Source organism: Bradyrhizobium sp. Leo114 (genome assembly GCF_055229415.2).
In genome coordinates this window covers 24,612-45,351 of record NZ_JBUYEN020000035.1, presented here as the reverse complement: position 1 = coordinate 45,351, position 20,740 = coordinate 24,612, and the positions used below count along the sequence as shown (strand labels likewise).

At 62.6% G+C, this 20,740-nt stretch carries 25 protein-coding genes; 17 read left to right on the top strand and 8 right to left on the bottom strand.

The window, feature by feature from the left end; translation table 11 throughout:
- Window positions 1-95 precede the first annotated feature (95 nt).
- Window positions 96-464 carry a YciI family protein gene (locus tag ACZIRK_RS32680; protein WP_130226793.1) on the top strand — a complete coding sequence of 123 codons (369 nt, stop codon included), beginning with the start codon at window positions 96-98 and terminating at the stop codon, window positions 462-464.
- Between the two features lie 149 nt (window positions 465-613).
- On the opposite strand, the gene ACZIRK_RS32675 is transcribed toward ACZIRK_RS32680, so the two are convergent.
- Entirely contained in the window at window positions 614-1,390 is a 777-nt protein-coding gene (locus ACZIRK_RS32675) for a DUF3313 domain-containing protein (protein WP_474418846.1), read from the bottom strand.
- A gap of 161 nt (window positions 1,391-1,551) precedes the next feature.
- On the opposite strand from ACZIRK_RS32675, the gene ACZIRK_RS32670 reads away from it, so the two are divergent.
- From ACZIRK_RS32670 to ACZIRK_RS32655, 4 genes are all read left to right on the top strand, one after another.
- Window positions 1,552-2,139, top strand: a complete 588-nt coding sequence (locus tag ACZIRK_RS32670; protein ID WP_474418845.1) for a TetR/AcrR family transcriptional regulator — start codon at window positions 1,552-1,554, stop codon at window positions 2,137-2,139.
- 48 nt (window positions 2,140-2,187) lie between these two features.
- A complete protein-coding gene (locus tag ACZIRK_RS32665; RefSeq protein ID WP_130226791.1) occupies window positions 2,188-2,652 on the top strand; it encodes an RrF2 family transcriptional regulator in 465 nt (154 codons plus the stop codon).
- Between the two features lie 122 nt (window positions 2,653-2,774).
- Window positions 2,775-3,995 carry an MFS transporter gene (locus ACZIRK_RS32660; RefSeq protein WP_130226790.1) on the top strand — a complete coding sequence of 407 codons (1,221 nt, stop codon included), beginning with the start codon at window positions 2,775-2,777 and terminating at the stop codon, window positions 3,993-3,995.
- Between the two features lie 23 nt (window positions 3,996-4,018).
- The gene (locus ACZIRK_RS32655) at window positions 4,019-4,687 is read left to right on the top strand and encodes a methyltransferase family protein (RefSeq protein ID WP_130226789.1); all 669 of its coding nucleotides are present in this window, start codon (window positions 4,019-4,021) and stop codon (window positions 4,685-4,687) included.
- A 39-nt stretch (window positions 4,688-4,726) separates the two neighbouring features.
- On the opposite strand, the gene ACZIRK_RS32650 is transcribed toward ACZIRK_RS32655, so the two are convergent.
- Entirely contained in the window at window positions 4,727-4,891 is a 165-nt protein-coding gene (locus ACZIRK_RS32650; RefSeq protein ID WP_130226788.1) for an alpha/beta fold hydrolase, read from the bottom strand.
- A gap of 231 nt (window positions 4,892-5,122) precedes the next feature.
- Here ACZIRK_RS32650 and ACZIRK_RS32645 point away from each other — a divergent pair, with 231 nt between their 5' ends.
- The 4 genes from ACZIRK_RS32645 to ACZIRK_RS32630 all read left to right on the top strand — a co-directional run bounded on the left by ACZIRK_RS32645 (window position 5,123) and on the right by ACZIRK_RS32630 (window position 10,551).
- Window positions 5,123-5,473, top strand: a complete 351-nt coding sequence (locus ACZIRK_RS32645) for a Lin0512 family protein (protein ID WP_130226787.1) — start codon at window positions 5,123-5,125, stop codon at window positions 5,471-5,473.
- A 136-nt stretch (window positions 5,474-5,609) separates the two neighbouring features.
- Window positions 5,610-6,170 (top strand): MOSC domain-containing protein, encoded by a 561-nt coding sequence (locus ACZIRK_RS32640; RefSeq protein WP_130226786.1) that lies wholly within the window; start codon window positions 5,610-5,612, stop codon window positions 6,168-6,170.
- Window positions 6,171-6,189: 19 nt separating this feature from the next.
- Window positions 6,190-6,945 (top strand): hypothetical protein, encoded by a 756-nt coding sequence (locus tag ACZIRK_RS32635; protein ID WP_474418844.1) that lies wholly within the window; start codon window positions 6,190-6,192, stop codon window positions 6,943-6,945.
- A gap of 279 nt (window positions 6,946-7,224) precedes the next feature.
- Window positions 7,225-10,551, top strand: coding sequence for a DEAD/DEAH box helicase (locus ACZIRK_RS32630; RefSeq protein WP_474418843.1), 3,327 nt, complete (start codon window positions 7,225-7,227; stop codon window positions 10,549-10,551).
- Between the two features lie 59 nt (window positions 10,552-10,610).
- Here ACZIRK_RS32630 and ACZIRK_RS32625 read toward each other — a convergent pair whose 3' ends face one another.
- On the bottom strand, window positions 10,611-10,991 hold the full coding sequence (locus ACZIRK_RS32625) for a tautomerase family protein (protein WP_130226784.1): 381 nt from the start codon (window positions 10,989-10,991) through the stop codon (window positions 10,611-10,613).
- A gap of 146 nt (window positions 10,992-11,137) precedes the next feature.
- Between ACZIRK_RS32625 and ACZIRK_RS32620 the strand changes: the two genes are divergently transcribed.
- The gene (locus ACZIRK_RS32620; RefSeq protein WP_130226783.1) at window positions 11,138-11,803 is read left to right on the top strand and encodes a DUF429 domain-containing protein; all 666 of its coding nucleotides are present in this window, start codon (window positions 11,138-11,140) and stop codon (window positions 11,801-11,803) included.
- A gap of 13 nt (window positions 11,804-11,816) precedes the next feature.
- Here the strand turns inward: ACZIRK_RS32620 and ACZIRK_RS32615 are convergent, their stop codons facing one another.
- From ACZIRK_RS32615 to ACZIRK_RS32605, 3 genes are read right to left on the bottom strand one after another with little or no spacing between them, the layout of a single operon-like run.
- Window positions 11,817-11,987 (bottom strand): hypothetical protein, encoded by a 171-nt coding sequence (locus tag ACZIRK_RS32615; protein WP_165421325.1) that lies wholly within the window; start codon window positions 11,985-11,987, stop codon window positions 11,817-11,819.
- A gap of 12 nt (window positions 11,988-11,999) precedes the next feature.
- On the bottom strand, window positions 12,000-12,392 hold the full coding sequence (locus ACZIRK_RS32610) for a hypothetical protein (protein ID WP_474418842.1): 393 nt from the start codon (window positions 12,390-12,392) through the stop codon (window positions 12,000-12,002).
- Between the two features lie 5 nt (window positions 12,393-12,397).
- A complete protein-coding gene (locus tag ACZIRK_RS32605; protein ID WP_028166010.1) occupies window positions 12,398-13,189 on the bottom strand; it encodes a sterol desaturase family protein in 792 nt (263 codons plus the stop codon).
- Between the two features lie 148 nt (window positions 13,190-13,337).
- On the opposite strand from ACZIRK_RS32605, the gene ACZIRK_RS32600 reads away from it, so the two are divergent.
- Together ACZIRK_RS32600 and ACZIRK_RS32595 are read left to right on the top strand one after the other, a co-directional pair.
- A complete protein-coding gene (locus tag ACZIRK_RS32600) occupies window positions 13,338-13,661 on the top strand; it encodes a DUF6166 domain-containing protein (protein ID WP_130226782.1) in 324 nt (107 codons plus the stop codon).
- A gap of 26 nt (window positions 13,662-13,687) precedes the next feature.
- Entirely contained in the window at window positions 13,688-14,791 is a 1,104-nt protein-coding gene (locus ACZIRK_RS32595; RefSeq protein ID WP_474418841.1) for a Zn-dependent alcohol dehydrogenase, read from the top strand.
- Here the strand turns inward: ACZIRK_RS32595 and ACZIRK_RS32590 are convergent, their stop codons facing one another.
- Entirely contained in the window at window positions 14,792-15,547 is a 756-nt protein-coding gene (locus ACZIRK_RS32590) for a GntR family transcriptional regulator (protein ID WP_130226780.1), read from the bottom strand.
- Between the two features lie 404 nt (window positions 15,548-15,951).
- Here ACZIRK_RS32590 and ACZIRK_RS32585 point away from each other — a divergent pair, with 404 nt between their 5' ends.
- From ACZIRK_RS32585 to ACZIRK_RS32565, 5 genes are all read left to right on the top strand, one after another.
- Complete coding sequence (locus tag ACZIRK_RS32585) at window positions 15,952-17,274, top strand: dicarboxylate/amino acid:cation symporter (RefSeq protein WP_130226779.1); 1,323 nt, start codon at window positions 15,952-15,954, stop codon at window positions 17,272-17,274.
- Window positions 17,275-17,426: 152 nt separating this feature from the next.
- Complete coding sequence (locus ACZIRK_RS32580) at window positions 17,427-17,750, top strand: ArsR/SmtB family transcription factor (RefSeq protein WP_130226778.1); 324 nt, start codon at window positions 17,427-17,429, stop codon at window positions 17,748-17,750.
- The gene (locus ACZIRK_RS32575; RefSeq protein WP_130226777.1) at window positions 17,747-18,178 is read left to right on the top strand and encodes an SRPBCC family protein; all 432 of its coding nucleotides are present in this window, start codon (window positions 17,747-17,749) and stop codon (window positions 18,176-18,178) included. Before ACZIRK_RS32580 ends, ACZIRK_RS32575 begins: the two co-directional genes overlap by 4 nt.
- Before the next feature lie 18 nt (window positions 18,179-18,196).
- Window positions 18,197-18,721 (top strand): DUF1801 domain-containing protein, encoded by a 525-nt coding sequence (locus tag ACZIRK_RS32570; protein ID WP_474418840.1) that lies wholly within the window; start codon window positions 18,197-18,199, stop codon window positions 18,719-18,721.
- Window positions 18,722-18,770: 49 nt separating this feature from the next.
- Complete coding sequence (locus ACZIRK_RS32565; RefSeq protein WP_130226775.1) at window positions 18,771-19,178, top strand: DUF1801 domain-containing protein; 408 nt, start codon at window positions 18,771-18,773, stop codon at window positions 19,176-19,178.
- Window positions 19,179-19,196: 18 nt separating this feature from the next.
- Here the strand turns inward: ACZIRK_RS32565 and ACZIRK_RS32560 are convergent, their stop codons facing one another.
- On the bottom strand, window positions 19,197-20,738 hold the full coding sequence (locus tag ACZIRK_RS32560; protein WP_474418839.1) for a winged helix-turn-helix domain-containing protein: 1,542 nt from the start codon (window positions 20,736-20,738) through the stop codon (window positions 19,197-19,199).
- Window positions 20,739-20,740: the final 2 nt, after the last annotated feature.

The window sequence follows — 20,740 nt, the reverse complement described above, 5'->3', positions numbered from 1 at the left end:
AAAAAAATCGCGAGACGATGTCGGCCTACGAAGATCCCGTTCGTCGTTCTGATGCCAAGCCGATGAGGCCGGCTCGAACAACAAGGAGACAGGCGATGCGTGTGATGGTGCTCGTGAAGGCTACCGAAGACAGCGAAAAGGGCTTTGTCCGCACGCCCGAGGCGACTGAGATGCTCGAGGCGATGGGCAGATTCAATGATGAGCTGCGTAAGGCCGGCATCATGCTCGCCGCCGACGGCCTCAAACCGTCCTCGCAGGGTAAGCGGGTTGCGTTCGATGGTCCCAGCCGGACGGTCGTCGACGGGCCTTTCGCCGCAACCCGCGAGCTGGTAGCCGGCTTCTGGCTCTGGGAAGTCAAGGACATGGACGAGGCGGTCGCCTGGGTAAAGCGTTGCCCCAATCCCATGCCCGGACCGAGCGAGATCGAAATCCGGCCGCTATACGAGATGGCTGATTTGCAATGAGCGAGCGAAGGGCGGATTGCGCCGCAGCTCGAAGAGCGGAGGCGGAGAGTGACCGCAGGGACGACATCGTAGGATGGGTAGAGCGGAGCGAAACCCATCATTCGCGCGACTTGCTCCACCGCGATGGGCTTCGCTCCGTTCTACCCATCCTACGGCCTTCCGGAGTCGCGGGCGACTTGCGGAGTCTTGTCGGTCCACTCCGGCGGGGCGCCGATCTTGCCGGCGAGAAGTCCCGCCAGACCGGGCGCGCGGCCAAAATTGTCGCACGTCGCATATTTCGGTTCGCCGCCCAGCCACGACTGCACGCGCTGACCGGAGGGCAGCGAGATATCCAGGGCCCCCGGCTCCTTGCCGGTGGCGAGCATCCGCGAGAACTCGTTGCCGAACTTGGTTGCCAAGCCATAGGCGTCGCCGACTTCGGAAACGCGAGGGTTGTCCATGATCGAATTCGCACCGCGGGCCCATACCATCGCAGCGCGCTGCACGCCGCTCCGGTCGACGGCTTCGGCCTCGACGGCAAGGCCGCCCAGGCCAATGGGAAGACGCGGAACGCTGACCGGCAAGGCTGCGCCGGTGCCCAAGGTCACCGCTGTCGACACGCCGGCCGCGGCCTTGTCGGTCGGCAGCACGTCGGTGACGACAGTTCGAACGGTCAGGTCGGCATGTTCACGTAGCGAGACGATTTGAAACTTGTCGCTCAAAGCGACACAAACCTCGCGATCAAGTGCGTTTGCGACCAGCGCGCGATCCTGCGCCGCCTTCACCTGCGCCAACGCGCCATGGGCAAACGTCGTCGGAACGATGCGTACGGTTTTCACCGACGCCAATGCGTTGGCGTCGACGTAATTTCTCGACTTCGAGAGCATGCCCTTCTGCTCTCCCAGATTGTTGTAGGTTGCCAGCGTGCCCGCCGTTTTCTGAGGCATGGAAGCGCATCCGGCAACCGTCAGAGCGAATGGCAGAGATATAGTTCGAAGCCACGAATGGGGCGTTCTTGTCACAGCGTGGCTCCGGGCATAAGATGCATTGACGCATCTAGTCGGAACCGTGATGCGGAGTCAAGATACATTAATGCATCTTATTTGGAGTGAGCATAGTTATGGGCGAGCGGCGGCGCGGCGCGGAGTTGGAAGAGGCAATCCTGGAGGCCGCGTGGCTCGAACTGGCCGAGCGCGGTTATGCCGGGTTGACGATGGAGGCGGTCGCGGAAAGGGCGGGGACGAGCCGTCCCGTGCTTGCGCGCCGATGGGACGGGAAGGCGCCGCTTGCCGTCGCGGCCATTCGGCAGCAAATGGCGAAGCACCCGCTGGAGGTGCCGGATCGAGGCGATGTCCGGACGGAGCTGCTGGAGTTTCTGAAGCGTGCGGCTGATCGCGCCGCCGGAACGGCGGCGGCCTTCACCCTGTTTTCGAGCAATTATTTCTCGGAGAACTGGTCGACACCGAAGGATCTGCACGCCGCTCTCATCGAAGGTGGAGCACGACCTTTCTCGGCGATTCTGGAACGCGCCGTGAAGCGCGGCGAGATCGATGCGGCAAAGCTGACGCCTCCGGTGGCTTCTCTGCTCAGCGACCTGTTTCGGTACCACGTCATCATGAACTTTTCGGCGCCGCCGCCGGCCTTGCGAAAAGCCTGGGTCGACACCGTGTTCCTGCCGCTGGTCAAGCCGAGGTAGGCGAGGCGGTGGTTGACCAATGAATCATCACGAACTATTTGAAGTTACATGAGACGAGATAGCCGACTATCTGGGGTGCTTCACGTGCTGCTGCACATGGCCGAGCACGGCGGGCCGGTGACATCTGAGGTGCTGGCGAAAGCGATGTGCACCAACCCGGTGGTGATCCGGCGGATCATGGCCGGCCTGCGCGACTGCGGCTACGTCCGATCCGAAAAGGGCCATGGCGGCGGATGGATGCTCGCGCGCGATCTCGAAGAGGTGACGTTGCGCGATGTCTATGATGCGCTGGGCTGCCCGTCATTGCTTGCGATAGGCAATCGGACCGACGCGCCGGATTGCCTGGTCGAACAGGCCGTCAATGCAGCGCTCGACAAGGCGTTTCACGATGCGGAGGCGCTCCTGCTCGCGCGTCTCGGCGAAGTTACCCTGGCGGTGCTGAGCGCCGACTTTCACGCGCGTCTGACTGCCCGCAAAGGCTCGCGCCGAACGGAGATCGATCATGTCCACTGAAGACGGCGCCAGGTTCTTTCTGAGCGCCTTCTGCGACCTCGCAAAAAAGTGAGCCCCTGCATGTCGTCTTTGGCGCCTCGCGTTCGTCTTGGAGCCAGGGATAGCTGCAGTGGAGACACGGAATGAAGGATGCTCACTATCGCTGGGTGATTGTCGGAGCCGGCGGGCTTCTGGGCTGCGTTGCCATCGGCGGGATGTTCTCGCTGCCGGTTTTTCTCCTGCCGATTACGCGGGACACCGGCTGGTCGGTCACCGGCGTGTCCAGCGCCATGACCATCGGCTTCATCGCGATGGCGTTCACCAGCATGATCTGGGGGACCTTGTCCGACCGCCTCGGGCCGCTGCCGGTGGTGCTGACCGGCTCGATCGTGCTTGCGGCAAGCCTTGGGCTGGCCAGCCTTGCCTCATCGCTGGTCGCGTTTCAATTCATCTTCGGCCTGATGGTGGGCGGCGCGGCCGCCGCGATCTTCGCGCCGATGATGGCCTGCGTCACCGGCTGGTTCGATACCCATCGCAGCCTTGCCGTGTCGCTGGTTTCGGCAGGCATGGGGATGGCGCCCATGACCATGTCGCCGCTCGCGGCCTGGCTCGTCTCGATCCATGACTGGAGAACCTCGCTTCAGATCCTTGCCGTTACTGTCGCCTGCATCATGATTCCCGTATCGCTGTTGGTGCGCCGCCCGCCGGCGCTCGAACGCGAACACGGCCCTGCCGCCGGCGAAGGCGAGCCGCAACCGGCGATGTCGCTGGCGCAAGCGCTGCGCTCGCCGCAGTTCATCGTGCTGCTTGCGACCAATTTCTTCTGTTGCGCGACCCATTCGGGGCCAATCATCCATACCGTGAGCTATGCGATAAGCTGCGGCATACCGATGATCGCCGCAGTCACGATCTATAGCGTCGAGGGTCTGGCGGGGATGGGCGGCCGTATCGCGTTCGGCCTGCTCGGCGACCGCTTTGGCGCCAAGCGCGTGCTGGTTTCGGGCCTGTTCGCGCAGGCCTTCGGCGCGCTCGCCTATGCCTTCGTGCGGGAGCTCTCCGCGTTCTACGCCGTTGCGGCGGTGTTCGGCTTCATCTATGCCGGCACCATGCCGCTCTATGCCGTGCTTGCGCGGGAGAATTTTCCGTTGCGGATGATGGGCACCGTGATCGGCGGAACCGCCATGGCAGGCAGCCTGGGCATGGCGACAGGGCCGGTGGCGGGAGGTCTGATCTACGACACCTTCGCCAGTTACGCTTGGCTCTACATCGGCTCCTGGGCGGTTGGACTTGGCGCGTTCCTGATCGCGCTGACGTTCAGGCCGTTTGCCAAGGTCAAGGCCGAGGCGGCGCCAGTGCCGGCGTGAGGGATGACGCGACGGAGCATGTCATGGTGAAAGTCACTCTTCAGATCGTGGTCTGGACCGCGATCATGGGCGCTATGATCCTGTGGCCGGCCGGCACCCTGGCTTATCCCGGAGGCTGGGCGTTCCTCGCCATATTCGCGATCGGCGGCCTTGCGATTACCCTGTGGCTCGCCAAGCGCAATCCGCGGCTGTTGCGCGAGCGCATGAGCTCACCGGTGCAGCGCGACCAAAAGCCGTGGGACCGGATCTGGCTGACGCTCTTCATCGTGCTGTTCTGCGCCTGGATGATCTTCATGTCATGGGATGCCGCACGCACCGGTTTTAGCGCGGTGCCGGTCTGGCTGCAGGTGGTTGGCGGTGTCCTCACCGTGCTCTATCTGCTCGGCGTGTGGTGGACGTTTCGGGAAAATACCTTTGCCGCGCCCGTGGTGAAGATCCAGGAGGATCAGCGGGTGATCGATACCGGACCGTACGCCATCGTCCGCCACCCGATGTATGCGAGTGCTTTGCTCCTTATCGTCGGCCTGCCGCTGTTGCTCGGTTCCTGGATCGGTCTTGCGATGTCGGTGGTGTTTATCCTCGGCATCGCCTGGCGGACCCTGCATGAGGAAAGCGCGCTGAGGGCGGAGCTGAAAGGCTACGAGGAGTATGCTTCGCACGTGCGCTATCGGTTCGTCCCGTCGGTCTGGTAGCGGCGGCCCTCGCTGACCACGCACGCGGGCCGCGATGATCTAACCAATGGCTTTGTAAAGCGCACGGGCCGACAACAGCTCTCGAATGGCGGTGAGAACCTCGGCTGGCGCTTCGCGCGGGATGAAATGTCCTACATCGGGAAGGACGCGTCTCTCGTAGCCATTCGCAAAGAACCGCTCCTTGCCCTCCGAGTACTTTGTCATGGACGTCTCCGTCTGGTCGACCGTGCACCATGGGCCGACAGGTGTCGGCCTTTGCGGTCAGAACCAGTGCTTGCGACAGAGGTTCCTGTTCGGCTCAGGAGTTGATCACTGACAAAGAGCCTCGCCGATCGCTGTCGAGAGTCGTGGCGGGATGTCATGCTTCAAGAGCACTGGTTGCTTACGAACCGGGAATATGATTGGTTCCCTGCAGTCGAACTGACAGGAAATCCAATGGCACGCGTTCGCTGTATCACCGAGATGGGCATGGGCGTCGATGTTCACGGCAAGGATGCGACCAAGGCGGCGCGGCGCGCGGTCTCGGACGCGATCCGTCACTCGAGCCTCGGCTTCTTCCGCATGCTCGGCAAGACTGCCAACGACATGTTCGTCGATGTTACCATCGCCGTGCCGAACCCCGATGCGGTCGACACCGCTGTGGTCGCGAAGGAATTGCCTTACGGCACGGTGACCGTCACCGCGGTCAAGGGCGGGCTTGAGATTCCGGCCGAGCAGGGCAGCGATGCCATCATCATCGCCAACGCCGCTGTCATCGTCAGTCTCGACGACGGCAAACCGGCTTAGGCACCTCATGCCTGATAGTTAGGCTTGCCAATCTGTTTTCGCTGTGAAAAACAACAAGCAGACGGTCTGCTCGTCGAGCTTGCCGCGTAGGCGTTAACGTCAACCAACGCATGTCAGCACAACGGGAGTTTGTGCCATGCCTGGTTTGACCGAAATTCAGACGCCTTTCGTGCTCGGTGTTTTCCTCAGCGGCACGCACAGCTTCACCAAACATCGGCAAGACGTCGTCGTGCTGCGCAAGGGGCTCGGCATCGAAGGCGACGCGCATTGTGGGCCGCTGGTCAAGCATCGCTTCGATGCGGCGCGTGATCCCAGGCGACCGAACTTGCGGCAGGTTCATCTCATCCAGGCCGAGCTCATCGAGGATCTGACCAGCAAGGGCTTCGTCGCGCAGCCCGGCGACCTCGGCGAGAACATCTCTACGTGCGGGATCGACCTGATGGCGCTGCCAGTGGGCACGCGGCTGCACATCGGGCGCGATGCGGTCGTCGAGATCACCGGCTTGCGCAGTTGTTGCGTGCAGATCGATACGTTTCAGCCGGGGATGCTGCGCGAGATCATCGCGCGCGTTGACGGCAAACTCGTTCGCAAGGGCGGCGTGATGGGCATTGTCGTTGAAGGCGGCGAGGTGCGGCCGGACGATGCCATTGTCGTGCGGTTGCCCGATGGACCATTCGTGCCGCTCGAAGTGGTGTGACTGTAGCCATGTCCCGTCCGTGGCGGACGATCTTCAGCCGGACAGCGCCGCGTCATCTGACACGAAGTCCTCGGGCGATCCGGCCGACATTGTCGATCTCTCCGGTCGCGCGAAGCAGGTTTTGGCCCAGTCAAAAATAGAGCAGGTCGCGGCCGACACGCTGTCGGCCCTGGTCCAATCGCTGAGAGCGGCGGGCAAGCCGCAGCCGCTGCATTCTTCGTCCGACAAGGCACAACCGTCCTCTTCAGGCGGTAAGCCAGTCAGCTTCGAAGAACTCGCAGGGATTTCGCTGACCAGCACCACCGAAGTGACGGTGACTGCCGGCAACCGCAATGCGGCCTCGACTGACGCGAATGGCGACGCGCCGCCGTCCGGCACGATCCTCCAGAAGCGCAGCTTCTCGGAGACGTTCTCCTTCAATGGCTTCCACGTCCCCGCCACGGGCAACGCGCTGACCAACAACAGCGACGTCCAGATTTACAGCCCCGATGGCTCCAGCGCATCGTCGACGCTGTTCGGCGGTTCCGCCGGAGTTGGCAGCGGCGGCACGGGAAAACAATACACGATGGTATCGAGCGCGAAGGTCGGCAACCGCCAGATATTCACCTTCGCCATGAACAGCGCCGCCGTGTCGGCAACCGCGGCGCAGAATGCGAGCGGAAGCGCGGTGCAGGCCACGGCGGCCGTGAAATCCAGTATCGTGACATTCGTCGTCGACTTCAACACCGGCAAGATCTCGGCGATGGAAGCGGATGCCTCCGCCGCTGCGACCTGAAGCGCAGTTCAGAGAACGGCGTGAGAAACGCACGGCTACCCACGACAGGGGGCGAGAGGCGGGAACCGACCGCGATGGTACTCCTTTCCAAGCAAGTCTCGACTCACCAAAATTTCTGTTGAAAAGAACCGGACCTTCGCAATGAACCGGCGCGGTGGGGCTCGGCCGCGCCAGGCAAATTTGCACCACGACTTCGGCGCATTACTATGACCAAGCTGTTCGGGCGGGCGTGATTGCGAAAAGTCACGGATCCCGCTCGTTATTGCCGGATCACAGCAAATGTCTGTAGTCGAGGATTTTGGTCAGGTGCTCCCGGATGTCGTGAAGACAAAGGACATCTACAGCTTCTTCAGCCGTTCTGCATTTGAGAAGGGCTACGCCTATCAGGCCCAAGGGCGCGTCACGGGATTGGAAATCAGCGACGACCTCACGCGCATTCGCAGCAAGGTACGTGGAGGTGAGCCCAGCCCTTATCGTGTCGACATCGAGCTCGAATTCGACCATGGGCGTCTAATCGACCTCGACGGCACGTGCAGTTGTCCGATCGGAGCCAATTGCAAGCATGTCGTGGCGACGATGCTCCAGGCGCTGAGCGGTGTATTGCCGTCCGAGCAGAAAACGGACATCGGCAAGACGCCCGTCCGCTCCGTGTCGATTCTGCCTTACGATGTCACCGCATGGCTCGACAGTATCGGCGCCGCCGTGCGCGGCGACGATTATCCCGTCGATGTGACGCATCGGTTGCTCTACTGCCTGCAGCCCGCTCAAGCGGGCACGCAAATGCCGTTGCTGGGAGTGTCGCTACTCTCGGTCCAGATGCGCAAGGACGGGACGTTCGGGAGCAGTCCCACGCGTCCGAACATTTCCAGTTTCTCGGCCGAACGTGCACCGAAGTATTTTCGCGATACCGACATCGACATTCTGATGCGGCTCACGAGAGAGCGAGGGGCGTACTATCACCCACCTCGGTTGCAATCCCTCGCGCTCCTGCAGCAAATCATCGCGACCGGACGTGCGTTCTGGCGCGATCACAAGGGGCGGCCGCTACAGTGGGGCGAGGCGCGCGAGGGGCGCATCGATTGGCAGCAGGCCAGCAAGCAAGGAGTTTCCCCGCAACTGACCGTGCGGGGAGCGACGGCCCTCAACGCCGAGCCGCCGGTTTATATGGATGAGGCCGCAGGCGTGATCGGCCCGGTCCAACTGGGCCTGCCGCCTCGACTTTCCTATCAGCTCTTGTCGGCGCCCGTCATCCCGCGCGCGCAAGTTGCGGAAGTGGCGCGCCGCCTCGGCGAGAGATTGCCGCAGCTTCATCGTGGCCTGTTGCCGGGAACGCCGGCAGCGGCGGTGAAGATCGACGACGATCCGATTCCGATCCTGCGGCTTAAGCGGGGACGCGAGGGCCCAAGTGCCCACTTTTTCCACGACAGGCCCGAACGGACCGCGGTTGCCCATCTCAGTTTCCGCTACGGCCCGATCGAGATCGAGCCCAGGGAAAGGGAAAATCCGCTCGAAGCATTTCAGGCCGGCGAGGTCTACACGATCACACGGCGGCGGTCGAAGGAGAAAGGCACGCGCAAGCGGCTGTCAGAGTTCGATTTCCGCGAAGCGAAATTGATCCACCCGTTTCTCGATGCCGGTCATGTCGACGATCTGACGTTCGGGGAGCCTCACGCCTGGCTCGATTTTCTCGAGTTCGGCGTTTCCGAATTGCGCGCGGAAGGCTTCGATGTGCTGGTCGATGATGATTTTCCGTATCGGCTGGTGCAGTCGCAGGGCGTCTTCGATGCCGAATTGGAATCCAGCGGTATCGACTGGTTCGAGTTGGCGCTCGGCGTCGAAATCGACGGCGAGCGACGCGATCTGGCGCCGGTCCTGGCCGCCCTGGTTGCGACACCGAATTTCACGCCCGATCGGATCAAGCAGCTCGCCGAGGCAGGGGACCACTTCTATCTTCCGCTTGCCGACGGCCGCCACCTGTCGCTCGCGGCAGATCGCTTCCTGCCGCTCGTGCTTGCGCTTCATAGCCTCAGTTTGAGCGGCCTTTTCGGTGACACATCCGGAAAGATCAGGCTCTCGCGCGCGGATGTCGTGCCGCTGCTGGCGCTTGAAAATGGCGAATTTGCTTTCCGCGGCGCCGACAGTCTTCGGCGCCTCGCCAATCTGCTTCGGGATCGCGAATTGTCGAATCCGCCGTTGCCCGCAAATTTTCGCGCTGAACTGCGGACGTACCAGGCGCAGGGGTTGGGCTGGCTCGACTTGCTGCGCGAGAGCGGTCTTGGCGGTGTGCTGGCCGACGACATGGGGCTCGGCAAGACCGTCCAGATACTGGCGCTGTTGTCGCTGGAGAAGGCGCGCGGTCATCTCAGCGAGCCCGCCCTTGTCGTTGCGCCGACCAGCCTGACGACGAACTGGTTCAACGAAGCGCAGAAGTTCGCGCCGGATTTGAGGGTGCTCGTGCTTCACGGTTCGGATCGCAAGCAGAGCTTCGCCGCCATTGCGGACCATGATCTTGTCCTGACTACCTATCCGCTGATTGCGCGGGATCACGATGTCCTGTTGTCTCGCGATTGGCACATGGCCGTGCTGGACGAGGCGCAGACGATCAAGAATCCCAATGCCGCGACCACCCGCTGGTTGCGCGGCGTCAAAGCGCGGCATCGCTTCTGCCTGACCGGGACGCCGGTGGAAAATCATCTCGGCGAGCTCTGGTCCATCATGAGCTTTGCCAATCCGGGATATCTTGGCGACAAGGCGGATTTCAGCCGGCGCTGGCGCATCCCGATCGAGAAGCGCACGGATACGCGACGCGCAGCAGCGCTGGCGCAGCGCGTGAAACCATTTCTCTTGCGCCGGACCAAGGCGGAGGTGGTTAAGGAATTGCCGGCCAAGAGCGAGATCGTCGAGCGCATCGCATTGGAAGGCAGTCAGCGTGACCTCTACGATTCCATTCGCCTGTCGATGTCGGACAAGGTCCGTAAGGCGATCCAGGAGCGCGGCCTGGCCAAGAGCCACATCATCGTTCTCGAAGCGCTGCTCAGGCTGCGCCAGGCCTGCTGCGATCCGGCGCTGCTGAAGCTCGACGATCGCGCCAAGCGCCCATCGGCCAAGCTTGAGCGGCTGATGGAAATGGTTGTCGAACTCCTGAGCGAGGGCCGGAAGATCATCGTCTTCTCGCAGTTCACCTCGATGATCGACCTGATCAGGGGCAGGTTCGATGCGGAAGCTATCCGCTACAGCGTCCTGACCGGACAAACGACCAATCGCAAGCGCGCGATCGAAGCGTTCCAGGACGGCAACAGCGATGTCTTCCTCATCAGCCTGAAGGCCGGAGGCGTCGGGCTCAACCTGACGGCGGCCGATACGGTGGTCATCTTCGATCCCTGGTGGAATCCGGCGGTCGAGGAACAGGCGATCGATCGCGCTCATCGTATCGGCCAGGACAAGCCAGTTTTCATCTATCGGCTGGTGGCATCGGGTACGATCGAGGAGAAGATGGACGAGCTCAAGGCGCGGAAGCGCGCCTTGGCCGACAGCCTGTTCGATCGCGAGGGACGCATCGGCGCGGCACTCACCGAAGAGGACGTGCGTGCGCTGTTCGAGGAATAGCGAAACGGGGCGGGTGCAAGGCCGAACAGGAAAGACTGTCTGACGACGACGCGGTCGTGTCAGCTCGCGTATTGAGCGATGCCGTTGCCGAACGACCAGTTTTCCTTCTTGACCTCGACGAGGTTGATAAAGATGTCTTCACGGCGTAGCCCGAGCGCGGTGTGCAGGCCGTCGGCGATCGCCTTGTAGAGCGCCTGCTTCTGCGCGGTGGTACGGCCTTCGTTCCAGGTGATCTGGATGATCACGAGATCGTTGGTGCGGTGGATGCCGAGATAATCGGGATCGAACAGGAAGCCATCTGCGTCATGCTCGCTGAGGAGCTGGAACCGGTCCTTCTCCGGCACGCCGACACTGATGAGTGCGTCATATACGATGCGGCCAATTTCCTGCCGGAACGCCGCGTCCTTGCCCTTGCGAAGATCGATGCGAACGAGGGGCATGTCCGTCTCCTGTTATCCGATGCGACTTCGTCGCGTCCGCCGCGGCGATCGTCTGCAGATGCTCGCAATTACATTAGCTGCATATGCTGGTATTGAAGATCAAGAGTTGCATCGTAGAATGTAACCGCAACAAACAAGGAGCGGACGTGTCCTGCTATCTCGGTCTCGACGGCTTTCGCGGCGGCTGGGTGGTGGCCTGGATCGACGATCAGGGCAGTCACGGCTTCGACTATTCGCCGCGCCTGGATCGGCTTCTCGCGGCCGCGCACAAGCGCGCCATGATCGACATGCCGATTGGCCTGACGATGAGGGGGCACCGGACCTGCGATCTGCGTGCCCGCGAACTGGTCGGCGCTTCGGTGTTTCTCGGCGCGCGGCGCAATCTTTGGGAGTTTGCGGACCAGGCTTCGGCGAATCGGTACTACTGGCATCACGAGGGCCCGGGCATGGGCGTGTCCTGCCAGCTCTGGAACATCAGGGACAAGATCAGGGAGGTCGACGATTTCATCACGCCGAAGCGTCAGGCGACCATCGGCGAGGCACATCCGGAACTGATCTTCCGAAATCTCGGCAAGCAGATCCGTCTGGATGGCAAGAAGTCGGAGCGAGGCCGCGAGCAGCGCTTGAAACTGTTGGCCGAGCGGGGCTTCGTCAAGCTTTCAAGCTGGCTGGCGCAACGTCGCGGCACCGGGATCGGACGCGACGATCTGATCGATGCCTGTGCCTGCGCGGCGGCAGCCCGCGACAGCAACGCGCGGCTCGGCGGCGATGAGATCGACGTTCGCGGCCTGCGAATGGAGATCAACTACTGAGAAACCAAGCGCTTCACTTCCGCGTAACCTCCGGGAAGATCCACATCGCGATCACCATGAACGGAGCGAGCACCATGATCGCGATCTTCGGACCATGCTGCCCGATCGAGTCCTGGTAGAAATAGGCGGCGCAAGCGACGAGCAGCACGATGATCGATAGGGCTGTCTTGATCGGGAAGGGCATCGGCACACTCCTCTATGAGGCGGTAAACCCCTGCAGCGGGGAGAGCATCAGCGCGAGCGCGGCGATCTGGACTAGGCCAAGGACGGCGAGCCCGCTGCGGCCGTCGCGCCACGCACCCGGAATGACCTGAAACACCGCGGGAATGAACAGGAAGATCAGGCCGCCGAACACCACGACGGAGGTCCAGCGCAGCATCTCGTGTGCGAACAAGATCACACCCGCGAGCAGGATCACGAGTAACGCGAGATTGGCGAGCACGAGCACCCCGCCGGCGGCGCCCGCGATCGATTGCGGCCTGGCACTTGGCGGAAACATGCCGACCAGCGTGAAGAAGCTGAGGCAGCAGGCTGCGAAGGCTGCCGCGAACAGCACCAGCGCGAGGCCATTCGGCTCGATGCCGGCCATGGTGGTCACTCCGCCGGCACGGAGCTTACGGCCGGATCGATCCGCGGGGTACGCGCGGTCTTGCGCATGTTGCGCTTGACGAAGCGCGTCTCGTAGCCGTTGAAGAGATGACCGAGCAGGCCGCGATCGAGATCGGACGTGCCGAACAGCCAGTCCATGATCGGGAAGGTGAGGTTCATGTTACGCTCCATCATGATCGATTGGTCGTGATGGGCGGTGTGATGACGGCGGATGGTGTTCACCATCGGCACGTTGCGGACGAACCAGTTCTCCTCGACATGGCAGCAGAAATGCATGAACTCATAGATCAGGTACATCGACGTCGTCGTCGCGATCAGGAGCCATCCGACATTGGCCGAGATGAGATAGCCGGCGACAATCGCGAGCGGGATCGACATCAGGGTGAAGGTCGCGAGGGCGTAAGGCGGGAAGAAGGTCACGCGCCAATCATGATGGTCGGCGAAGCGCATCTCCTGATCGGTGAAGAACTGGTGATGCATCAAGGTGTGGCGGTTATAGATCGCGCGGAACGCCTTGATCTGCGAGGGGCGGTGCATCACGTAGCGGTGGATCCACCACTCGAAGAAATTCGCGCCCAGGAAAGTCACGGGGACGATCAGCAATTCCCATGCGCGCAGGTCGCGGACATTGGCGAGGTAGATGTAGAGTGCGGTGAAGCCGATCACGTAGATGATGAAGACGTGCAGCCAGCCATTGTACCAGCCGGCGACCCGCTCGCGATAAGTTTCACGGTAGCGGCGTTGTCGATCCGACATGGCGGTTGATGCGAGTTCCATGGCCGACCTCCCGATGTCGAACTTGGATGACATTTGAATTAGCGTGTGATATATCACTAATCTATCATTGCTGCAAGATCCGGAAAAGTGGAAACCGGTTTTCCGAAAGGATCATGCTAAGACTCTGAGGTGTCGGGAGGAACCACGCATGAAAAGGTTTTGCGGAGACCGCACTATCGATGGAGTCGTGGTCACGGTGGATGGCCGGCCGCTCGATCAGAGGCTCGATCTGCACCGCTACACCGCGAACGGTTTTGAATGGAGCTACGAGGGGGAGGAGCCGCGACAACTGGCGCTGGCGATCCTGGCCGAGCACTTGAACGATGACGCCACGGCAAAATCGCTGGTCGAGCCGTTCATGAAGGCGGTGGTTGCCAATTTCGGCAACGAGTGGGAAATGAGTTCCGCCGATATCGACGCAGCGCTGGCGGCGCTGCGGAAAGACAGTGGTGCTTTTCGGGCCGCATCCTGAAACAGGGCAGGGCGGGAGATCTGGAAGTGGGGCTCAAATACAAGGCGGCGGTGCTGCACGCGCCGAAATCGCCGCTCGTCATCGAGACGGTCGAGGCGGGCGAACTCGCGGCCGACGACGTGCTCGTCCGCGTCAAGGCGGTGGGGCTTTGCCATACAGATCTCGAAGTGATCGAAGGCAGCCTGCGCAATCCGATGCCGATCCTGCTCGGTCATGAAGCATCCGGCGTCGTCGAGCAGGTCGGGCCGAATGCGCGCGGCGTCGCGGTCGGCGACCACGTCGTCCTCTCCTGGAATCCGCATTGCGGGCATTGCTTCTATTGCGATCGCGACCTGCCGATCCTCTGCGAATCCTACCTGGGACAGGCGCCGCTCGCGGTGCAATTCGACGGACGCAGTCGCGCCAGGCTGGGCGACGGGCGTGAGCTCAAACATTTGATGTATCTCGGCGCGCTCGCTGAATACTGCATCGTGCCGGCGCAACAGGCGATCGTGGTGCCGAAGGAGCTTGCCTTCGATCAAGCCTGCCTGATCGGTTGCGGCGTCATGACCGGCGTGGGCGCCGCGCTCAATGTCGCGTCCATCCACTACGGCGACAGCGTGATGGTGATCGGATGCGGCGCGGTCGGCCTTGCGGCCGTGCAAGGCGCGCGTATGGCCGGCGCCGGCATTGCCGTCGATCTCGACGACAACAAACTCGATCTGGCCAAGCAGCTCGGGGCAACGCACGCGATCAACGCCGCCAAAGAGGACGTGATCGATCTCTCGCGTCAATTGACCGATGGCCGCGGCGTCGAGCTCGTTCTGGAGTCGGCCGGCAGTGCGCGTGCGTTTCGGATGACGAGTGAGGCGGTGCGGCCAGGCGGCGAGGTCATCTGGCTCGGCAAGATCGATGTCGCGCAGGACGTCGCGTTTCGATGGGGTTCCTTGATGCAGGAAAAGCGCATGCGGCGCTCGAGCTATGGCGGCGCGCGGCCGCTGCGCGACTTTCCGATGCTGGCGCAGGCCGCACTCGACGGCCGCCTCAAGCTGGATCAGTTGATCACCGCGCGCATCTCGCTCGAAGATGTCAACGCGGGTTTCGAGGCGCTGCGACGCGGCGCTGCGATCCGCAGCGTCGTGGTGTTGTGATCAGGTCTCGATGGTCTTGCGGGTGAAGCTTTCGATGTAGTCGAGCAGGCGATCGGACGCTTTCGCCGCGGCTTCCGGATCGCGCGCGGCGATCCGCTCAGCGACGTCGGCATGCAGGCGCGCCGACAGCGGCAGGTCGCCGACTTCCCGATAGTGCTGGTACCAGAAGCGTCGGGACAGGCCGTGCATCAGGCCCATGGCACGGGAGGCGAACTCGTTTCTCGCGGCCTGGCTGACCAGTTCGTTGAAGGCGCGATCGAGCCGCATGAAGGTCATGTCGTCGGCTTCATCGGAGGCGCGGCGCATGTCCCTGGCGATAGTCGTAAATTGAGCGATTTCCTCCGGCGTTGCGCGCTCGGCAGCGCCGCGCGCCATCAGCCGCTCGAGCTCGCGGCGTACCTCCAGCAGACGCATCTGAGTCCTGAGATTGATCTGCGACACCAGGATGCCCCGTCGCGGCAGGATGACGACGAGGCCGTCGCGGGCCAGCCGCTGCAGCGCCTCCCGGATCGGGGTGCGGCCGATGCCCAGTTTCACCGCCAGCGACTGTTCCGACAGGATGGTCTCGGGCGGCAAGGCAAGGGTAACGATCAGTTCCTCGAGTTGCCGATAGGCGCGGTCGGTCAACGTCGCCTGATCGCGCTCGTCGCGTTCGAGGTCGACGCTAGGCGGCACGTCGCGCGAGTCTGGCTCGCTCTTCCTGGACCTGGCAGTCTTGCTGGTGCGGGCTCGTGGGGTTCGCCTGTCCGCGGCCATCTGCCGTGATTCTCCCTTTGCTCGTCACGACGATATTTCACGCGTGACGAGGAGGGTCAATTGGGCCTCGGTGCGGTTAGCGCAGCCGCGATGCTCTCGATCAGTGCGAGGTGCTTTCGAGCGTTCGCCGCCCGAGATCAGCACGACATGGTTGTGCAGCGCGTCGGCCGCTAACACGGCGGATGCTGCGCGAGCTCGTCACGCCAAGCCCAACCGTACACCAGAGCATGATCCGGAAAAGCGGGCATCGGGTTTTCTTGAAAGATTGTGCTCGCACAACGTGCTACGGTAGCAGGGTTAAGGTCGACTATTCCGCAAAGCAGCATGAACAGGAACGTGCATTGTTCGCGGCGCTACCTCATCCATGATGGCGTCATCCTGATCCCTCCATCCGCGGAGCCTCCATGACAGCAGAAGCGATTCGCCCCGCCGCCCATCACCATCCCTGGTACAAGGTCCTCTACATCCAGGTCCTGATCGCGATCGCGCTTGGCATCCTGCTCGGCCATTTCTATCCCGGTCTCGGCAAGGAGATGAAGCCGCTCGGTGACGGCTTCATCGCGCTGATCAAGATGATGATTGCGCCGGTGATCTTCTGCACCGTCGTGCACGGCATCTCCTCGATGGGCGACCTCAAGCGCGTCGGTCGCGTCGGCCTGAAGGCTCTGATCTATTTCGAGACCGTCTCGACCGTGGCGCTGGCGGTCGGCCTCATCGTCGGCAGGACCCTGCAGCCCGGGAGCGGCTTCAACATCGATCCGTCCTCAATCGATGCCAAATCGGTCGCGACCTACGTGACCAAGGCGAAAGAGGAGGGGATCGTTGCCCATCTGATGGCGATCATTCCCGACAGCTTCTTCGGCGCGCTGGCGCGCGGCGACCTCCTGCAGGTGCTGTTGATCTCGATTCTATCAGGCTTTGCCATCGCCTTCATGGGCAAGGCCGGCGAGCCGATCGCGTATGCGATCGACCAGGCCGCCAAAGTGTTCTTCGGTGTGATCCGCATCATCGTGCGTGTCGCGCCGCTCGGCGCGTTCGGTGCGATGGCGTTCACCGTCGGCGCCTACGGGCTGGGCTCGCTCTGGAATCTGGTGGCGCTGATCGGCACCTTCTATTTGACCAGCGCGCTGTTCGTCCTGATCGTGCTCGGCTCGATCGCGCGGCTCTCGGGATTCTCGATCATCCGCTTCATCGGCTACATCAAGGACGAGCTGTTGATCGTGCTCGGCACCTCGTCGTCGGAGACGGTGTTGCCGCAGATGATCCAGAAGATGGAGCATCTCGGTGCCTCGCGCCCGGTGGTCGGCCTCGTCATCCCGACCGGCTACAGCTTCAATCTCGACGGCACCAACATCTACATGACGCTGGCGACGCTGTTCCTGGCACAGGCGACCAACACGCCTCTGACGATCTGGCAGGAACTCGGCATTCTGGGCATCGCCATGATCACCTCAAAGGGGGCGTCCGGCGTCACCGGGGCGGGCTTCATTACGCTGGCGGCAACCTTGTCCATCGTGCCTGACATCCCGATCCAGTCGCTCGCCATCCTCGTCGGCATCGACAAGTTCATGAGCGAGTGCCGCGCGCTCACCAATTTGATCGGCAACGGCGTCGCCTGCGTCGTCATCAGTCTCTCGGAGGGCGAGCTCGACAAGGCGAAGCTGCACGAGACCATGGCAAACCCCCTCGAACTCGGCGAGGCGCTCGAGCCGGGCGGGGGCTCGTAGCGACGCCATGATGCATAACCAGCCGGATATAGCAAAAAAATCGTGTGGCACGCTCGCTATGGCCACCGGGGCGCCGGTCCACGTGCCCGCTTGACTGACGCATATCTCGCCGGTTATAGATCGATCAATAGCCAACGGGTTATCGATCCCAAATGCCAAACGCTCACGATGAGCTCTTCAGGGCGCTCGCCGATCCGACCCGGCGGGCCATCTTTGAGCGATTGTGCCGCGAAGGAGAGCAGACGGTCGGGGCTCTGACGGCTCTGGCCGGGGTCTCGCAACCGGCCGTCTCGAAGCACCTTGTCGTTCTGAAGCAGGCGGGACTCGTGCGCGACCGCCACGAAGGCCGCCAGACGCACTACAGCGCGCAGCTCGGCGCGTTAGCCCCGCTGATCGACTGGACCAGCCAGATGGCCGGCTTCTGGCAAAGCCGGTTCGACCACCTCGAAGATCTGCTCAAAAGGATGGACCAATGACCAACATTGCGACCGAAACGCGCTCCGTCATTGTCGAACGCGAGATACCTCATCCGCCGGAAAAGATCTGGCGCGCGCTCACGCAACCGCATCTGATCGAGGAATGGCTGATGAAGAACGACTTCAAGGCAGTCGTGGGTCACCGTTTCAATCTTCGCGGCGAGTGGGGCGGTGTGCTGGACTGCGAGGTCCTCGCGATCGAGCCGAACAAGGCGCTGTCCTACACCTGGAATTTTGTGCACGACGATGCAGCCTTCAACCTGAAGAGCGTGGTGACCTTCACGCTCACGCCAACGAGCACGGGCACTCATCTGCGTATGGAGCAGTCGGGCTTCCGTCCCGATCAGAAGCAGGCCTACGGCGGCGCCAACGCCGGGTGGCAGCAGTTCTTTGCGAATCTGGAGCAGGTGTTGGGGCGGACAGAGTGAGCTCTGCGGGTGAACACAATGGCCAACAGGACGTCCAGCAAGTCAACGAAAGTTGCGAGAAAGGCGGCCAAGCCGGGCGCGGCGAAAGCGGCCAAACCGCGCAAGGCGGCGGCCCCGACGTTGCAGTCCGGCAAGGACGCAAAGCCTGTTCTCCTCACAGGAGGCAACCCACAGATCGCGAAGGCGGACGGCGACGCCCCGGTGCAGGCCTACATCGCCGCCATGCCGGGGTGGAAAAGCGATGTCGGACGCCGCCTCGATGCGTTGATCGTGCGCACCGTCCCCAGCGTGCGCAAGGCGGTCAAATGGAACTCTCCGTTTTATGGCGTCGAGGGCCAGGGCTGGTTCCTCGGCATCCATTGCTTCACGAAGTACGTCAAGGTGGCTTTCTTTCGCGGCAGGTCATTGCGTCCTGTTCCGCCTGGCGAGTCCAAGAGCAAGGACACGCGCTACCTCGACATTCATGAAGACGACGAACTCGACGAAGCGCAGTTCGCCGCCTGGGTGAAGCAAGCCAGCGAAATGCCCGGCGAATGGATGTGAGCGGCGGGTGCGAGGACGAACGATAGCGGACAAGAAGGCTACAGCCACCATGAAGAAAAGCGGCTCGAAGGAAGCAGACTCTCCTTCTCGGCTGATAGATGCGAGGATCGAGGAGCTGGGTGACTGGCGGGGCGAGACGCTTGCTCGAGTCCGCAATCTCATCAAGCAAGCCGACCCTGAAGTGGTCGAGGAGTGGAAGTGGAGAGGGGTTCCAGTGTGGGAGCACGGTGGGATCATCTGCACCGGCGAGACCTATAAGAGCGTCGTCAAGATGACCTTCGCCAAGGGCGCCTCATTGGAGGACCCTTCAGGCCTCTTCAACTCCAGCCTCGAAGGCAACACCAGGCGTGCGATCGACATCCATGAGGGCGACAAGATCAACGAAGCAGCGTTGAAGGCTCTCATTCGCGCGGCCGTGGAACTGAATCGCTCTCAGAAGAAACCAAAGAAGGCTTGAGGAGTCAGCGAAGACGCATCATTCCGGCACGCCGGCCGCCCGCAGCGCCTCGGCATAGGTTTGCGCCATGGGCTCGACCGGGAAGGGGATTCGGGACAGGAATCCCGCGATCGAAAATTCCGGTTCGACCTTCAGCAATTCCCGAGCGACCTGCGCTGCGCGGTCGCGCTCGCCGGTCTTCACCAGCGCCACCGTGAGGACGCGCAGCGCCACCGCAAAGCGGCGGTTCTGCGCCAGCGCTTTTTCCGCCCAGGTAATCGCTTCAGGGAAATTCTCATCCAAAACGGCGCAGATCGCGAGCGCTCCGGAAGCGAACCAGCCGCGCGGGTCGCGGGGATTGAGCCGTTGCGCCCGCTCGATCATGGCACGCCCGGCGCCCTGATTGCCGCGCATCGCCTCGATCCAGCCGCCGAGCGTCAACGCCATCGCGGAATTCGGATTGATCGCAAGCGAGCGGCTGAACAATTCGCGCGCCGGCTCGATTTCGTCGGCCATGTTCCAGATCGCGAACGCCGCCATCCACAACACCTGCGCATCGTTCGGCCCCAGCTCGACCGCGCGCCAGGCCAGCGTGACGGCCTTGCTGCGATAGTCCTGGTCCGGCCCGATCCAGCCCTGGAAATGGCGCAGCGCATGGCAATAGGCGGAAGCCGCCATGGCCGGCGCGTAGGCCGGATCGATCGCCAGCGCCTGGTCGAGGCAATCGATCGCCGCCGCAATGCTCTCAGCGATGAACTCATAACGCAGGCTGTAGGCGCGCAGCAGCAGATCGTAGGCGTCGAGCCGGCTTGGGGGAGAGGACCTGCGGCGCTCCGCTTCGGCGAGATGCAGCGTCGGCTCGATCGCGGCCACCACGCTTTCGGTGATGCGGTCCTGCAGGTCGAAGACCTCACTCGCGTCGCCGTCGAAGCGGTCGGCCCAGAGATGGACGGCCGAATTCGCGTCGATGAGCTGTCCCGTGATCCGCAACCGATCGCCACCGCGGCGAACGCTGCCTTCCAGCACGTAGCCGACGCCGAGCTCGCGGCCGACCTGGCGGATATCGACCGCCTTGCCCTTGTAGGTGAAGGAGGAGTTTCTCGCGATCACGGACAGTCCGCTGCAGCGCGACAGCGCCGTGATGATGTCCTCGGCGATCCCGTCGGCAAAATACTCCTGTTCGGGATCGCCGCTCATATTGGTGAACGGGAGCACCGCGATCGACGGGCCTTCGAAGGCGGCAACCGGCAGGCTCGTGCTCTCGTCGGCGGCTTGCTCGCGGACCTCGCCGACGAAACGAATGCCCTTGCGGGGGAGCGTGCGGATCAGCCGCTGCTCATCGCCATTATCGCCGATCGCCGCGCGTGCGGCGTTCAACCGGCTGCTCAGCGTCGCCTCCGAGACGATCCGTCCGTGCCAGACGGCGGCTAACAGGTCGTCGCGGCTGACGACACGCTCGCGTGAACGGATCAGGAATTCCAACAGATCGAACACCTGCGGCTCGACGGCGACGAGCCCATCGTCCCGGCGCAGCTCGCGGCGGTCGGTGTCCAGAACGAAGTCGTTGAAATGATAGAGCAATT

Coding starts and splice junctions, on each gene's coding strand:
- ACZIRK_RS32660 (WP_130226790.1), top strand. CDS start 2,775: ATGAAGGATGCTCACTATCGCTGGGTGATTGTCGGAGCCGGCGGGCTT.
- ACZIRK_RS32575 (WP_130226777.1), top strand. CDS start 17,747: ATGACCAACATTGCGACCGAAACGCGCTCCGTCATTGTCGAACGCGAG.
- ACZIRK_RS32600 (WP_130226782.1), top strand. CDS start 13,338: ATGAAAAGGTTTTGCGGAGACCGCACTATCGATGGAGTCGTGGTCACG.
- ACZIRK_RS32590 (WP_130226780.1), bottom strand. CDS start 15,547: ATGGCCGCGGACAGGCGAACCCCACGAGCCCGCACCAGCAAGACTGCC.
- ACZIRK_RS32615 (WP_165421325.1), bottom strand. CDS start 11,987: ATGCCCTTCCCGATCAAGACAGCCCTATCGATCATCGTGCTGCTCGTC.
- ACZIRK_RS32640 (WP_130226786.1), top strand. CDS start 5,610: ATGCCTGGTTTGACCGAAATTCAGACGCCTTTCGTGCTCGGTGTTTTC.
- ACZIRK_RS32655 (WP_130226789.1), top strand. CDS start 4,019: ATGGTGAAAGTCACTCTTCAGATCGTGGTCTGGACCGCGATCATGGGC.
- ACZIRK_RS32625 (WP_130226784.1), bottom strand. CDS start 10,991: ATGCCCCTCGTTCGCATCGATCTTCGCAAGGGCAAGGACGCGGCGTTC.
- ACZIRK_RS32605 (WP_028166010.1), bottom strand. CDS start 13,189: ATGGAACTCGCATCAACCGCCATGTCGGATCGACAACGCCGCTACCGT.
- ACZIRK_RS32570 (WP_474418840.1), top strand. CDS start 18,197: ATGGCCAACAGGACGTCCAGCAAGTCAACGAAAGTTGCGAGAAAGGCG.
- ACZIRK_RS32585 (WP_130226779.1), top strand. CDS start 15,952: ATGACAGCAGAAGCGATTCGCCCCGCCGCCCATCACCATCCCTGGTAC.
- ACZIRK_RS32630 (WP_474418843.1), top strand. CDS start 7,225: ATGTCTGTAGTCGAGGATTTTGGTCAGGTGCTCCCGGATGTCGTGAAG.
- ACZIRK_RS32650 (WP_130226788.1), bottom strand. CDS start 4,891: ATGACAAAGTACTCGGAGGGCAAGGAGCGGTTCTTTGCGAATGGCTAC.
- ACZIRK_RS32675 (WP_474418846.1), bottom strand. CDS start 1,390: ATGCCTCAGAAAACGGCGGGCACGCTGGCAACCTACAACAATCTGGGA.
- ACZIRK_RS32680 (WP_130226793.1), top strand. CDS start 96: ATGCGTGTGATGGTGCTCGTGAAGGCTACCGAAGACAGCGAAAAGGGC.
- ACZIRK_RS32665 (WP_130226791.1), top strand. CDS start 2,188: ATGAGACGAGATAGCCGACTATCTGGGGTGCTTCACGTGCTGCTGCAC.
- ACZIRK_RS32610 (WP_474418842.1), bottom strand. CDS start 12,392: ATGGCCGGCATCGAGCCGAATGGCCTCGCGCTGGTGCTGTTCGCGGCA.
- ACZIRK_RS32645 (WP_130226787.1), top strand. CDS start 5,123: ATGGCACGCGTTCGCTGTATCACCGAGATGGGCATGGGCGTCGATGTT.
- ACZIRK_RS32565 (WP_130226775.1), top strand. CDS start 18,771: ATGAAGAAAAGCGGCTCGAAGGAAGCAGACTCTCCTTCTCGGCTGATA.
- ACZIRK_RS32580 (WP_130226778.1), top strand. CDS start 17,427: ATGCCAAACGCTCACGATGAGCTCTTCAGGGCGCTCGCCGATCCGACC.